Annotated in this window: 11 protein-coding genes; 8 read left to right on the top strand and 3 right to left on the bottom strand. The window is 64.1% G+C overall.

The window, feature by feature from the left end; genetic code table 11:
* Positions 1-18 precede the first annotated feature (18 nt).
* The 3 genes from carB to carA are packed head-to-tail and all read right to left on the bottom strand — an operon-like array spanning position 19 to position 4,885.
* The gene (carB, locus tag AC1DX5_RS21675; RefSeq protein ID WP_478017330.1) at positions 19-3,354 is read right to left on the bottom strand and encodes a carbamoyl-phosphate synthase large subunit; all 3,336 of its coding nucleotides are present in this window, start codon (positions 3,352-3,354) and stop codon (positions 19-21) included.
* Positions 3,354-3,716, bottom strand: a complete 363-nt coding sequence (locus tag AC1DX5_RS21670) for a ribonuclease E inhibitor RraB (RefSeq protein WP_478017329.1) — start codon at positions 3,714-3,716, stop codon at positions 3,354-3,356. The genes carB and AC1DX5_RS21670 overlap by 1 nt, the downstream gene beginning before the upstream one ends.
* Positions 3,713-4,885, bottom strand: coding sequence for a glutamine-hydrolyzing carbamoyl-phosphate synthase small subunit (carA, locus tag AC1DX5_RS21665; protein ID WP_478017328.1), 1,173 nt, complete (start codon positions 4,883-4,885; stop codon positions 3,713-3,715). The genes AC1DX5_RS21670 and carA overlap by 4 nt, the downstream gene beginning before the upstream one ends.
* A 128-nt stretch (positions 4,886-5,013) precedes the next feature.
* Between carA and AC1DX5_RS21660 the strand changes: the two genes are divergently transcribed.
* The 8 genes from AC1DX5_RS21660 (at position 5,014) to AC1DX5_RS21625 (ending at position 13,658) form a co-directional block, all read left to right on the top strand.
* Positions 5,014-5,466, top strand: a complete 453-nt coding sequence (locus AC1DX5_RS21660; RefSeq protein WP_478017327.1) for a GatB/YqeY domain-containing protein — start codon at positions 5,014-5,016, stop codon at positions 5,464-5,466.
* A gap of 125 nt (positions 5,467-5,591) precedes the next feature.
* Positions 5,592-5,993, top strand: coding sequence for a GIY-YIG nuclease family protein (locus AC1DX5_RS21655; protein ID WP_478017326.1), 402 nt, complete (start codon positions 5,592-5,594; stop codon positions 5,991-5,993).
* Positions 5,990-7,864 carry a DNA primase gene (gene dnaG / locus AC1DX5_RS21650; protein ID WP_478017325.1) on the top strand — a complete coding sequence of 625 codons (1,875 nt, stop codon included), beginning with the start codon at positions 5,990-5,992 and terminating at the stop codon, positions 7,862-7,864. The genes AC1DX5_RS21655 and dnaG overlap by 4 nt, the downstream gene beginning before the upstream one ends.
* The gene (gene rpoD / locus AC1DX5_RS21645) at positions 7,864-9,894 is read left to right on the top strand and encodes an RNA polymerase sigma factor RpoD (protein WP_465172885.1); all 2,031 of its coding nucleotides are present in this window, start codon (positions 7,864-7,866) and stop codon (positions 9,892-9,894) included. The genes dnaG and rpoD overlap by 1 nt, the downstream gene beginning before the upstream one ends.
* Before the next feature lie 257 nt (positions 9,895-10,151).
* Positions 10,152-10,817, top strand: a complete 666-nt coding sequence (locus AC1DX5_RS21640) for a DUF6975 family protein (protein WP_465172884.1) — start codon at positions 10,152-10,154, stop codon at positions 10,815-10,817.
* 72 nt (positions 10,818-10,889) lie between these two features.
* The gene (locus AC1DX5_RS21635; RefSeq protein ID WP_465172883.1) at positions 10,890-11,744 is read left to right on the top strand and encodes an AAA family ATPase; all 855 of its coding nucleotides are present in this window, start codon (positions 10,890-10,892) and stop codon (positions 11,742-11,744) included.
* A gap of 108 nt (positions 11,745-11,852) precedes the next feature.
* On the top strand, positions 11,853-12,431 hold the full coding sequence (locus AC1DX5_RS21630) for a CHAP domain-containing protein (RefSeq protein ID WP_478017324.1): 579 nt from the start codon (positions 11,853-11,855) through the stop codon (positions 12,429-12,431).
* Between the two features lie 48 nt (positions 12,432-12,479).
* A complete protein-coding gene (locus tag AC1DX5_RS21625; protein ID WP_478017323.1) occupies positions 12,480-13,658 on the top strand; it encodes a vWA domain-containing protein in 1,179 nt (392 codons plus the stop codon).
* Positions 13,659-13,693 lie beyond the last annotated feature (35 nt).

The raw sequence follows: 13,693 nt of genomic DNA, 5'->3' as shown, positions 1-13,693 counted from the left end.
TCACTCTCATGTGGGAAATTATTTGTGCGAGTGCGAATAATAGGATTGCAAGGGCCGTACTTCAAGGCTGCGTGTCGCAAGCGCCACGATCGCCTGGGCCGCGGCCACACTGGCGGGGGCCGTGGTGAAGTACGGGATCTTCTGATTCAGCGCCGACGCGCGGATCGGCTGCGAGTCCTTCAAGGACTGCCAGCCTTCCGTCGTGTTGAAGATCAGGCCGATCTGGCCGTCCTTGATCCGGTCGACGATATGCGGCCTGCCCTGCGCCACCTTGTTGACTCGCTCGACCGGCACGCCGTGCGCGAGCAGATAATCCGCCGTGCCGCCTGTGGCGACGATGGCGAAGCCATTCTCGGCGAGCAGCTTCACGCCCGGCAGGACAACCGGTTTGTCGCTGTCCTTCACGCTGACGAACAGGGTGCCGCTTTTGGGCAGCACATTGCTCGCGCCGAGTTGCGACTTGGCAAAGGCCATGACGAAATCGCTATCGATCCCCATCACTTCGCCGGTAGACTTCATTTCTGGTGAGAGCACCGGATCGATCCCCGGGAAACGGTTGAACGGGAACACCGCTTCCTTCACCGCGACATAGTCGATCGCCCGGTCGATCGCCGGCAGCGCCGCGAGCTTCTCGCCTGCCATCACCCGCGCCGCGATCTTGGCGATCGGCGCGCCGATCGCCTTGGCGACGAACGGCACCGTCCGGCTCGCGCGCGGGTTGACCTCGATGAGATAGACAAGGCCGTCCTTCACCGCGAACTGGATGTTCATCAGGCCGATGACCGACAGCGCCTTGGCCAGCGCCTTGGTCTGGCGCTCGATCTCGGCGATGATCTCGTCCGACAGGCTGTAGGGCGGGATCGAGCAGGCGCTGTCGCCGGAATGGACTCCCGCTTCCTCGATATGCTGCAGCACGCCCGCGACCGTCACGTCGGTCCCGTCGGAGATCGCGTCGACATCCACCTCGATCGCGTCGCGCAGATACTGGTCGATCAGCACCGGCGAGTCGCCCGACACCTGCACCGCGGTCTGGATATAATCGTCGAGCTGCGCCGGGCCGTCGACGATCTCCATCGCCCGGCCGCCCAGCACATAGCTCGGCCGCATCAGCACCGGATAGCCGATCCGCTCGGCGACCTTGATCGCTTCGTCGCGGCTGCGCGCGATCCCGTTGGCGGGCTGGCGCAGGCCGAGCCGGGTGATCAGCGCGGCGAACCGCTCGCGGTCCTCGGCCAGGTCGATCGCGTCCGGGCTGGTGCCCAGGATCGGAATACCCGCCTGTTCCAGCGCATTGGCCAGGTTGAGCGGGGTCTGCCCGCCGAACTGCACGATCACGCCGACCAGGGTACCGTTCTGCTGCTCGACATGCAGGATCTCSAGCACGTCCTCGGCGGTCAGCGGCTCGAAATAGAGCCGGTCCGACGTGTCGTAATCGGTCGACACCGTCTCCGGGTTGCAGTTGACCATGATCGTCTCATAGCCGGCCTCGGCCAGCGCGAAGCAGGCATGGCAGCAGCAATAATCGAACTCGATGCCCTGCCCGATCCGGTTCGGCCCGCCGCCCAGGATGACGATCTTCCGCCGATCCGACGGCATCGACTCATTGTCGGGCTCGCCGAAGCTCGGCGCCTCATAGGTCGAGTACATGTACGGCGTCTTCGCCTCGAACTCGGCTGCGCAGGTGTCGATCCGCTTGAACACCGGCCGCACGCCGAGCTTGTGGCGAAGCTTGCGCACCTCGTCTTCGGTGATGCCGCCGGTCATCGCCACCACCGCCTCATGGATCAGGCCCGATCCGCGCGCGATGCCGCGGTCCATGCCGCCGTGGAGATTGGCCGATTTGAGCGCGAGCCAGGCAAGCCGCTTGTCGCTGAAGCCCATCGACTTGAGCCGGCGCATGCCTGCCGCATCGCGCGGCAGGCCGCCGCGGCACACTTCTTCCTCGGCCGCGATGATCTCGGCGATCCGCTCCAGGAACCATGGATCGTATTTCGCGATCGCATGCACCTCGGCGACGGTGAAGCCTTCGCGCAGCGCCTGCGCCGCGACCAGCAGCCGGTCCGGCGTGGCGCGCGCCAGTGCCGCCTCGATCTCGTCGCGCGGCGCGCCGACCAGCGCATCGACCTGGTTGAAGCCGCTCAGCCCCGTCTCCAGGCCGCGCAGGGCCTTCTGCATCGATTCATGGATGTTGCGGCCGATCGCCATCACTTCGCCGACCGACTTCATCGCGGTCGACAGGATCGGCTCCGCGCCCTTGAACTTCTCGAAGGCGAAGCGCGGGATCTTGGTGACGACATAGTCGATCGTCGGCTCGAACGAGGCCGGGGTCGCGCCGGTGATGTCGTTGATGATCTCGTCGAGCGTGTAACCGACCGCCAGCTTGGCCGCGACCTTGGCGATCGGGAAGCCGGTCGCCTTGGACGCCAGCGCCGACGAGCGCGACACGCGCGGGTTCATCTCGATCACGACGAGGCGCCCGTCCTTCGGATTCACCGCGAACTGGACGTTGGAACCACCTGTTTCCACACCGATTTCACGCAGCACCGCGATGCTCGCGTTGCGCATGATCTGATATTCCTTGTCGGTCAGCGTCAGCGCCGGCGCGACGGTGATGGAATCGCCGGTATGGACGCCCATCGGATCGACATTCTCGATGGAGCAGATGATGATGCAATTGTCGTTGCGGTCGCGCACGACCTCCATCTCATATTCTTTCCAGCCGAGCAGCGATTCCTCGATCAGCACTTCGGTGGTGGGCGACGCATCGAGCCCCTTGCGCACGATCTCCTCGAACTCGGTCCGGTTATAGGCAATGCCCCCGCCCGATCCGCCCATGGTGAAGCTGGGGCGGATGATCGCGGGCAGCCCGGTCGTCTCCAGGCCGGCAACGGCCTCTTCCAGCGTATGCGCGATCGCCGAGCGAGCGGATTCCAGCCCGATCTTGTCCATCGCGTCGCGGAACTTCAGCCGGTCCTCGGCCTTGTCGATCGCCTCGGCATCGGCGCCGATCATCTGGACGCCGTATTTCTCCAAGGTGCCGTCGTTGAACAGCGCCAGCGCGGTGTTGAGCGCGGTCTGCCCGCCCATCGTCGGCAGGACGGCGTCGGGGCGTTCCTTCTCGATGATCTTGGCGACGATCTCGGGCGTGATCGGCTCGACATAGGTCGCGTCGGCCAGCTCGGGATCGGTCATGATCGTCGCCGGGTTCGAATTGACCAGGACGATGCGATAGCCTTCCTCGCGCAGTGCCTTGATCGCCTGCGTGCCGGAATAATCGAACTCGCACGCCTGGCCGATGACGATCGGGCCGGCGCCGATGACGAGGATGGAGGAGATGTCAGTGCGTTTTGGCATTAGTGGCTCGATCCCGTTTCGGCCATGCAGCCCCAACCTTCATATTCCACGTCGTACAATATCTCGATCTGCAGGCATTGCAGCGTCAGCGCCTTGATCGACGCCGCGTCCGCCTTCTGGTGTCTCGCGAGGAACAGCGATTCGCCGCCATCCTCATTCTCTTCGCGCTCGATCACCGAGAAGCCGAACTTGCCGGCCTCCTCGGAGAGCTGGTCCAGCGCATCCTCGTCGCCGGTGAAGCTGACATCGACCAGTCGCTCGAGCTCGGGCCGGTCGCCGCTCTCGGCCAGCCGCGCGAGCACGTCCTGGTCGCCGAGCCACTCCTGCTCGAACCTGGTCTGGTCTACCTCGGGCAGGCTCATGCCGCCTTCTCCAGCGATCCAACGAACTTCTCGAACAGGTACAGGCTGTCCTGCGGACCCGGGCTCGCCTCGGGATGATATTGCACGCTGAACGCCGGCCGGTCGGTCAGCTCGAACCCGGCGTTGGATCCGTCGAACAGCGACACATGAGTCTCGCGCGCGGTGGCGGGCAGCGTCTCGCTGCGAACTGCGAAGCCATGGTTCATGCTGGTGATCTCGACGGCGCCGTCGCTCAGCCGCTTGACCGGATGGTTCGCGCCGCGATGGCCCTGGAACATCTTGGTGGTCTCGGCCCCCACCGCAAGGCCGAGCAGCTGGTGACCAAGGCAGATGCCGAACAGCGGGATACGCGTCTCGAGCAGCTGCCGGATCACCGGCACGGCATAGTCGCCGGTCGCGGCGGGATCGCCCGGGCCATTCGACAGGAAGATGCCGTCGGGCTTCAACCCCATGACCTGCTCAAAGGTCGCGGTCGCCGGCAGCACGCTGACCTTGGCGCCGGCCTTGACCAGATTGCGGTAGATGTTGCGCTTTGCGCCGTAATCGATCGCGACGACATGCGGCCGCGCATCCTCGGCCCCGCCCGCGCCGTAGCCGAAGCCGAGCCGCCAGATGCCACCCTCCCAGCCATAATGCGTCTCGGTGGTGACCGAGATGGCGAGATCCATGCCCTCCAGCCCCGGCCAACCCCGCGCCATCTCCAGCAGCAGGGGAATGTCGAACTGGCCGTCCGCGCGGTGCGAGATCACGCCATTGGGCGCGCCGCCGGTGCGGATGCGGCGGGTCAGCGCGCGCGTGTCGATGCCGGAAAGGCCGATTCGGTCGTGCCGCTTCATCCAGTCGTCGAGCCGCTCGACTGAGCGGAAATTGGACGGCGCGGTCACGTCCTCGCGCACGATGATACCCAGCGCATGCGGGTCGTTCGCCTCGATGTCCTCCGGGTTCGCGCCGACATTGCCGATATGCGGGAAGGTGAAGGTGATGATCTGCCCGGCAAAGGACGGATCGGTCATCACTTCCTGATAGCCGGTCATCGCGGTGTGGAAACATACCTCGCCCACTGCCTCGCCTTCAGCGCCGAATCCGCGCCCCCACGCAATGTCCCCATTGGCGAGGACGAGGACTCCCGTCGCTCCTTCGGGCGCAGTTACGGGTTTGGCGTCGGCCATCGTGGCGGGCACTCCTTCGGGTTTCGATGTCGCTAAGCGGCGGTCGCTAAGCCTCGCGGGGCGGAGCGTCAATCTGTTAAAGATGGGGCCGCCGCGCTATCTGTACGGATTACCGAAAAGGACCGACAATGATTCGCGACGACATCAAGGCCGCGCTCGTCACCGCCATGAAGGGCGGAGACAAGCAAGGCACCGCCGCCCTCCGCCTGATCCAGTCAGCGATCAAGAACCGCGATATCGAAGCACGCACCGGCAAGGCGCCCGAGGACGACGACACTTTGGTGGTCGAAGTGCTGCAGAAGATGGTCAAGCAGCGCCGCGAATCGATCGAGATGTTCGTGAAGGGCAACCGCCAGGAACTCGCGGACGCCGAATCCGCCGAGGTCGCGGTGATCGAACGCTTCCTGCCGCAGCAGATGAGCGAGGCGGAAACCTCGGCGGCGATCGAAGCGATCAAGGTCGAGCTGGGCGCGAGCGGCATGAAGGACATGGGCCGCGTGATGGCGGAACTGAAGGCGCGGCATGCGCAGAGCCTGGATATGAGCAAGGCGAGCGGGCTGGTGAAGTCGGCTTTGGCGTAAGGTCCTTACGACCGAACATCACCCCTCCGTTCGTTTCGAGCGAAGTCGAGAAACCTGGCTGGCAATGCCCTTGTTGGGTCTCGACGACGCTCGACACGAATGGGGAGCGTGGGGCACAATGCCCCATGGCTTTCTGGGCATACATGTTGCGGTGCGCGGACGGCAAATTCTACACCGGCCACACTGACGATCTCGATCGGCGCATCGGCGAGCATCAGACCGGCGGGTATTGCGACTACACCTCGCGCCGCCTCCCGATCGAGTTGGCTTGGTCCGAGAGTTTCGGGTCGCGGATCGAGTCTCTCGAGGCCGAACGAATCGTAAGCGGCTGGTCCAGAGGCAAGAAAGAAGCGCTGATCGCTGGCGACTGGTCGATGGTCTCGCATCTTGCGAAGCCGCCCAAGGAAAGAAACATACGTCCCGTGCCACAAGGTTTCTCGACTTCGCTCGAAACGAACGGTGGGGTGGGTGACTCTGCAAACGAGCGAGGGAGCAGAGGTGCGCGCCCGGAGGAGGCGCCCCAATGAGCCTCTCCCCCCAATTCCTCGACGAACTCCGCAGCCGCACCCTCCTCTCGGCACTGATCGGCCGCACCACCAAGCTGCAAAAGGCCGGCCGGGAATTCCGCGCCTGCTGCCCGTTCCACAACGAGAAGAGCCCAAGCTTCTACGTCAACGACGACAAGGCCTTTTACCATTGCTTCGGCTGCGGCGCGCATGGCGATGCGATCCGCTGGATGACCGATCAGCGCGGCCTGCCCTTCATGGACGCGGTGAAGGAGCTGGCCCAGGCCGCCGGCATGGAGTTGCCCGCGATGGACCCGCGCTCGGCCGAAAAAGCGGAGCAAGCCAAGGGCCTGCATGATGCGATGAAAGCCGCGGCAGACTGGTTCGAAGCACAGCTCGGCGGTCTCGATGGCGGCGAGGCGGTCGCGCTGCTCAAGCGCCGGGGGATTACCGACCAGGCGCGGCGGGATTTCGGTCTCGGCTTTGCCCCCGATTCGCGCGGCAAGCTGAAAGAGGCGTTGAAGGACTATGGCAACCCGATTCTGGTTGAGACCGGGCTGCTGATCTCGGTCGAGGGCAAGGAGCCGTACGACCGCTTCCGCGGCCGGCTGATGATCCCGATCCGCGATCCGCGCGGTCGCACCATCGCCTTTGGCGGGCGCATCATCGGCGACGGCGAGCCCAAATACCTGAATTCGCCCGAGACGCCGCTCTTCGACAAGGGCCGCACGCTCTACAATCTCGATCGCGCCGCCCCGGCCTCCCGCAAAACCGGCCGCGTGCTGGTGGTCGAGGGTTATATGGACGTCATCGCCCTCGCCCAGGCAGGTTTCGGCGAAGCGGTCGCCCCGCTCGGCACCGCGTTGACCGAAGCGCAGCTCGAACGCCTGTGGCGCCTCTCCGACATCCCGATCCTCTGTTTCGACGGCGATTCGGCCGGACAAAAAGCCGCGATGCGCGCCGCCCACCGCGCGCTGCCGATGCTCGCCCCCGGCCGCAGCCTCGCGTTCGTCACCCTGCCCGAGGGCGTGGACCCGGACGATATGGTCCGCATGAAGGGCCCCGCCGCGTTCGAGGAACTACTCCGCACCCCCGAACCGCTGGTCGACCGGCTCTGGGCGCATGAACTCGCCGCCGAGCCGCTGAACACGCCCGAACAAAAGGCCGGGCTGAAAATGCGCCTCAACGAGATCGCCCAATCGATCGCCGACAAGAATGTCAGCATCGAATATCAGGCCGAATTCCGCCGCCGCTTCGACGATCTCTATGCCCGCGTCCGCGAGCCCTTCCGCGCCTTTCAGCCGGGGCCGAAGCGTAAGCCCGGCCAGAAATGGAAAGCGCCCGATCCACCCGTGGGCGAAGTCGCCAAGGGTGTGCGCGCCACCGGAATCGACCGGATCCTCGCCAAGGCGGTGCTCGCCGGCCTGATCCGCCACCCGGCCGAAATCGCCCGCCACATGGAGGTTCTCGGCTCGCTGAAACTTGCCGATGGCGCGCTGGGAAGGCTGTTCGAGGCCGTCGTCGATCTCGCGGTTGAAGATCAGGCGCTTGATAGCGACGGCTTGCTCACCATATTGGCGAAATCAGGATTCGATAACATCGCCAGCAATCTGCTACGGGCCGACCAATTATCGTGGTCGTTCACGCTGAAAGGCGCCGAACCCGTGCGAGCGAGGGAGGATCTGGACGAAGCCATCGCCATTCTGGTGGCACGGCCGGAAGTGGATGCGGCACTGGCGGAAGCAACGGCGGCGCTCATGGCGCGTTATTCGGACGAAGCCTTTGAACGGCAGGTTTCGCTGGTGAAGGAACAACAGGCGCTCGACGCACGACTTGCAAATCTGGTGCAAGCGAACGAAGACGCCAGAGCTTTAGGTACCGAGGGCAATTAATGGCGAAGACGGAAATGGCGGACGTCGCTGACACGACCGAAAACAGCGATGCGCCGCTGATCGACTTGAACGATGCGTCGATCAAGAAGCTGGTCGCCCGCGCGAAAAAGCGTGGCTACATCACCTATGAGCAGCTCAACGAAGCGCTGCCACAGGACCAGATGTCGTCCGACCAGCTCGAGGACGTGATGTCCGCGCTGAACGAGATGGGCATCAACATCGTCGAGAACGACGAAGCCGGCGAGGACGGCGAAGAGGCGGATCAGCCCGAGGACGAGGTCGAATCGGTCGATTCGTCCGAGGAAAGCGCGCCCGCGCTCGACGTGAAGAAAAAAGAGGTCATCGATCGCACCGACGATCCGGTGCGCATGTACCTGCGCGAGATGGGCGCGGTCGAGCTGCTCAGCCGCGAGGGCGAGATCGCCATCGCCAAGCGCATCGAGGCCGGCCGCGACACGATGATCCTCGGCCTGTGCGAAAGCCCGATCACCTTCAACGCGATCATCGACTGGTCGACCGCGCTCAATGAAGGCACGATGCAGCTGCGCGAGATCCTCGATCTCGATGCGATGCTGTCCAAGGACCCTGCCCCCGAGTCGCTGACCGACGACGACGCCGAAGGTTCGGGCGAAATCTCGGAAAAGACCGCCGGCCCGTCGTTCAAGGAAGAGGAAGAGCCCGAGGAGGCCGCCGCCGACGAGGACGAGGATTCGATGACCGAGCGGCGCACGCCGCGGCCGTCGGATGACGAGGAAGAGGACAACACCCTCAGCCTCGCCCAGATGGAAGAGCAGCTCAAGCCGCAGGCGCTCGAGCGGTTCGCCAACATCACGGCGATCTACAAGAAATTCTCGAAGATGCAGCAGCAGCGGCTCGAGGCGATGGCCGCGGGCGGCGAGCTGTCGGGTGCCGAGGAGCGCAAGTACCAGAAGCTGCGCGAGGACCTCACCGCCGAAGTCGAGAGCGTCCAGTTCCACAATGCGAAGATCGAATATCTCGTCGATCAGCTCTATGCCTTCAACCGGCGCCTGACCGCGCTGGGCGGCCAGATGCTGCGCCTTGCCGAGCGCCACAAGGTGCCGCGCAAGGATTTCCTCGACCGCTATATCGGCCATGAGCTGGACGAGCAGTTCCTCCCCAGCGTGTCGAAGCTCGACAAGAAATGGACGGCGTTCGTCGCGAACGAGAGCGATGCGGTCGACCGGATCCGCATCGAGATTTCGGAGATCAGCCAGGCGACCGGCATGTCGCTCGGCGAGTTCCGCCGCATCGTCAACATGGTCCAGAAGGGCGAGCGCGAAGCGCGCATCGCCAAGAAGGAAATGGTCGAGGCGAACCTGCGGCTCGTGATCTCGATCGCGAAGAAATACACCAATCGCGGCCTGCAGTTCCTGGATCTCATCCAGGAGGGCAATATCGGCCTGATGAAGGCGGTGGATAAGTTCGAATATCGCCGCGGCTACAAGTTCAGCACCTATGCCACCTGGTGGATCCGCCAGGCGATCACCCGCTCGATCGCCGACCAGGCGCGCACCATCCGTATTCCGGTGCACATGATCGAGACGATCAACAAGCTGGTGCGGACCAGCCGCCAGTTCCTGCACGAGCAGGGCCGCGAGCCCACGCCCGAGGAAATGGCCGAGCGGCTGTCCATGCCGCTCGAAAAGGTCCGCAAGGTGATGAAGATCGCCAAGGAGCCGATCAGCCTCGAAACGCCGATCGGCGACGAGGAGGATTCGCATCTCGGCGATTTCATCGAGGACAAGAACGCGGTCATCCCGGTCGACGCCGCGATTCAGGCCAATCTCAAGGAAACGGTCACCCGCGTCCTTGCCTCGCTCACCCCGCGCGAGGAGCGCGTGCTACGCATGCGCTTCGGCATCGGCATGAACACCGATCACACGCTGGAAGAGGTCGGCCAGCAATTCTCGGTGACGCGCGAGCGTATTCGGCAAATCGAAGCGAAGGCATTGCGCAAGCTCAAGCATCCGTCACGATCGCGCAAGATGCGCAGCTTTCTCGATCAGTAAGAACCGCAATATCTATTTTGCGCAAAAAGCGCCCCGGATTTGTTTCCGGGGCGCTTTTTCGTACACTAAAGCCTGAGTGAATCCGGCTGACGAAGAAAATACGACTGATCCGGGGCGCAAGGCCGATAAAATGGGTGCGATTTGGAAACGCCTAACGGGGTTTTAACCAAGTCTTTACGCCCTTCGGTATACTCCGTGAGCCCATTGATGAACCGCACCGGGATTCGCCGGCGCGTTCACGAAAACCCCGGGGGGTCATGGCTTTCGATTCGGCACTTGGTCAGCGTATCGGCGGCAGCTGGGGCACCATCGCCACGCTGGCGTCCGTCGACGGAACCGCGACTCATGCCGTGCCGCGCTCGCTGTCGGGCGCGAACGTCGCGGTAAGGGACCTGGCCGACGCGGTGCACGCCCTGTGCTGGCTGCATGGCCGCCACCCGGGCGTGGTCGATCGCGCCGCTGCCCATAATCACCAGCCCGCCGCGCAGGACTGGTTCGAGTCGGCCGCCGCGGCGTTCGTCGGCGAGCGTACCTATCTCGCGCGGCTCACCGCGGTGGCCGGCCCCCTGCCCTCGACTCCCGGCCAGGCCGAGTCCGAGGCCGCCGTCGCGGGTCAACGCCACGCGCTCGAGATGCTGGCCCAGTCCGACCGTACCGGCTGCGCGACCGGTGCGGCGATCGCCTTCGTGCTCGACTGGGCGGCGATACGAGTCATGCTCGATGCCGCCGCCCGCCGCTTCGGCATCGAGCCGCCCGCCGCCGACCTGCCCGACGAGATGGAGACGGCCTCCCTCGTCTCGGCGCTTGCCGAAACGCCGGCGATCGAACGCGCCATGGCGTTCGGCGCGCAGCAGATTCTCGCGCAGCATCGCGGCCTGTGGGATCTGCTCGAAGCCCGTGCGAGCGCGCGCAATCACCCGTAACACCGGCTTGCGTCAGGCGTAGTATTCCCTCTATCCCCAAACCCGATATTCGAAACGGGATTGGACGGCTGAATGAAGCGCTTCGAGGGCACGCAAAGCTATGTGGCGACGGACGACCTGAAGGTCGCGGTCAACGCGGCCGTCACCCTGCGCCGCCCGCTGCTCGTCAAGGGCGAGCCCGGCACCGGCAAGACCGTGCTCGCCTATGAGATCGCCAAGGCCGTCGGCGCCCCGCTGATCGAATGGAACGTCAAATCGACCACCAAGGCGCAGCAGGGGCTGTACGAATATGATGCGGTCGCCCGGTTGCGCGACGGTCAGCTCGGCGACGAGCGGGTCCATGACATCTCCAACTATATCCGCCGTGGCAAATTGTGGGAGGCCTTCACCGCGCCCGAGGTGCCCGTTCTGCTGATCGACGAGATCGACAAGGCCGATATCGAATTCCCCAACGATCTTCTCCAGGAACTCGATCGCATGGAATTCCATGTCTACGAGACCAAGGAGACGGTCCGTGCGGTCGAGCGCCCGATCGTCGTCATCACCTCCAACAACGAGAAGGAACTGCCCGACGCCTTTCTGCGCCGCTGTTTCTTTCACTACATCAAATTCCCCGATCGCGAGACGATGCAGGCGATCGTCGACGTGCACTTCCCCGGCATCCAGAAGATCCTCGTCTCGAAGGCGATGGACATCTTCTACGACGTGCGCGACGTGCCGGGCCTGAAGAAAAAGCCCTCGACCAGCGAGCTGCTCGACTGGCTCAAGCTGCTCCTGCACGAAGACATGCCGCTCGAGGTCCTGCAGAACCGCGATCCGACCAAGGCGATCCCGCCGCTGCACGGCGCGCTGCTCAAGAACGAGCAGGATGTCATGCTGTTCGAACGGCTCGCCTTCATGGCAAAAAGGCAGGCGAACAAGAACTGATCATCGCGCGCGAAGCGAACGTCACGCGCAACTGGCGCGAAACAGGGTTTACGTGCTAATAATCATCGCCGATCAGGCAGATGCGGAACCATCGGGACGACGGCGCTTATGCGTATCCTTTCCTCGAACGCCCTTTTGTCAGCGGCCGCCTGCGCCATGTCGTGCGCGGTAATGTCGCCCGCCGGCGCGGCATCCCTGCTCGATTATGTCGGCGAATGCGTGCCCTTCGCCCGCGCCGCCTCGGGCATCCAGATCTATGGCGATGCCTGGACCTGGTGGGACCAGGCCGATGGCAAATACAAACGCGGCGACAAGCCCAGGATCGGATCGGTCATCGTCTTTGCCAGGACCGCGCGCCTGCCGCTCGGCCATGTCGCGGTGATCAGCCGGGTCATCACGCCGCGCGTGGTGATGGTCACGCATGCCAACTGGTCGCGCCAGAATGGCGAACGCGGCCATGCCGAGCAGGACGTGACCCTGACCGACATGTCGCGCGACAATGACTGGAGCGAAGTGCAGGTCTGGTACCGCGACCGCGACGGCCTCGGCACCACGACCTATCCCGTCTACGGGTTCATCTATGGCACGCCGGAGTCGAAGCAGGTCGCCAAAGCCCGCCCGGCATCCGAACTGACCGGCGACGATCCCGACTATGTCGGCGCGATGATCGATGTCTACGCGCGCTGAGCATAAAAGCATCGACTTGACCGGGATGCAGCGCCTACTCTCCCAACGATGTTTCTGAACTTCCTCGACGAGCTCCGCGCGGCCGGCATTCCGGCGAGCATGAAGGAGCATCTCATCCTGCTCGAGGCGCTCGACCGCGACGTGATCGAGCACACGCCCGAGGATTTCTACTATCTGTCGCGCGCGGTGTACGTGAAGGACGAAGGCCTGCTCGACCGGTTCGACCAGGTCTTCTCCAAGGTGTTCAAGGGCATCGCCACCAGCTTCGGCACCCAGCATGCCGACATCCCCGAGGAATGGCTCCGCGCCGTCGCCGAGAAATACCTCACGCCCGAGGAGATGGAAGCGATCAAGTCGCTCGGCTCCTGGGAAGAGATCATGGAGACCTTGCAGAAACGGCTCGAGGAGCAGCAGGGCCGGCATCAGGGCGGCAACAAATGGATCGGGACCGGCGGCACCAGCCCCTATGGCAATTCGGGTTATAATCCCGAGGGCGTGCGCATCGGCGGCGAGAGCAGGAACAAGCGCGCGCTGAAGGTCTGGGACCAGCGCGACTTCAAGAATCTCGACAACACCAAGGAACTCGGCACCCGCAACATCAAGATCGCGCTGCGCCGGCTGCGCCGTTTCGCGCGCGAGGGTGCCGCCGACGAGCTCGACATCGACGCGACGATCGACGGCACGGCCCGCCAGGGCTGGCTCGACGTGGTGATGCGGCCCGAGCGGCACAATGCGGTCAAGCTGCTGCTGTTCCTCGACGTCGGCGGATCGATGGATCCCTGGGTGAAGCTGTGCGAGGAGCTGTTCTCCGCCGCGACCAGCGAGTTCAAGAATCTCGAATTCTTCTATTTCCACAATTGCCCGTACGAGGGGGTGTGGAAGGACAATCGCCGCCGCTTCACCGAGCGCACCCCGTTATGGGACGTGCTCCACAAATACGGCCATGATTACAAGCTGGTGCTGGTCGGCGACGCCTCGATGAGCCCCTATGAGATCACCCATCCCGGCGGCTCGGTCGAGCATTTCAATGAGGAATCGGGCGCGGTGTGGATGCACCGCCTGACCACCACCTATCCCGCGGCAATCTGGCTCAATCCCGTCCCCGAACAGCAATGGGGCTATTCGCAATCGGTCCGCATCATCCGTGAGCTGATGAACGACCGCATGTACCCGCTGAGCCTGGCCGGGCTCGACGACGCGATGCGGGAATTGACGCGGAAGCGGTGAGGGATCAGGCAATTCAACGACCGACCGCAGTCCTT

It is taken from the genome of Sphingomonas sp. P2_B6 (genome assembly GCF_056404755.1).
The sequence above is the reverse complement of the archived record's forward strand: the minus strand, read 5'-3'. Positions and strand labels throughout refer to the sequence as shown.

Coding starts and splice junctions, on each gene's coding strand:
- AC1DX5_RS21630 (WP_478017324.1), top strand. CDS start 11,853: ATGCGTATCCTTTCCTCGAACGCCCTTTTGTCAGCGGCCGCCTGCGCC.
- AC1DX5_RS21635 (WP_465172883.1), top strand. CDS start 10,890: ATGAAGCGCTTCGAGGGCACGCAAAGCTATGTGGCGACGGACGACCTG.
- rpoD (WP_465172885.1), top strand. CDS start 7,864: ATGGCGAAGACGGAAATGGCGGACGTCGCTGACACGACCGAAAACAGC.
- AC1DX5_RS21625 (WP_478017323.1), top strand. CDS start 12,480: ATGTTTCTGAACTTCCTCGACGAGCTCCGCGCGGCCGGCATTCCGGCG.
- AC1DX5_RS21640 (WP_465172884.1), top strand. CDS start 10,152: ATGGCTTTCGATTCGGCACTTGGTCAGCGTATCGGCGGCAGCTGGGGC.
- AC1DX5_RS21655 (WP_478017326.1), top strand. CDS start 5,592: ATGGCTTTCTGGGCATACATGTTGCGGTGCGCGGACGGCAAATTCTAC.
- AC1DX5_RS21670 (WP_478017329.1), bottom strand. CDS start 3,716: ATGAGCCTGCCCGAGGTAGACCAGACCAGGTTCGAGCAGGAGTGGCTC.
- dnaG (WP_478017325.1), top strand. CDS start 5,990: ATGAGCCTCTCCCCCCAATTCCTCGACGAACTCCGCAGCCGCACCCTC.
- AC1DX5_RS21660 (WP_478017327.1), top strand. CDS start 5,014: ATGATTCGCGACGACATCAAGGCCGCGCTCGTCACCGCCATGAAGGGC.
- carA (WP_478017328.1), bottom strand. CDS start 4,885: ATGGCCGACGCCAAACCCGTAACTGCGCCCGAAGGAGCGACGGGAGTC.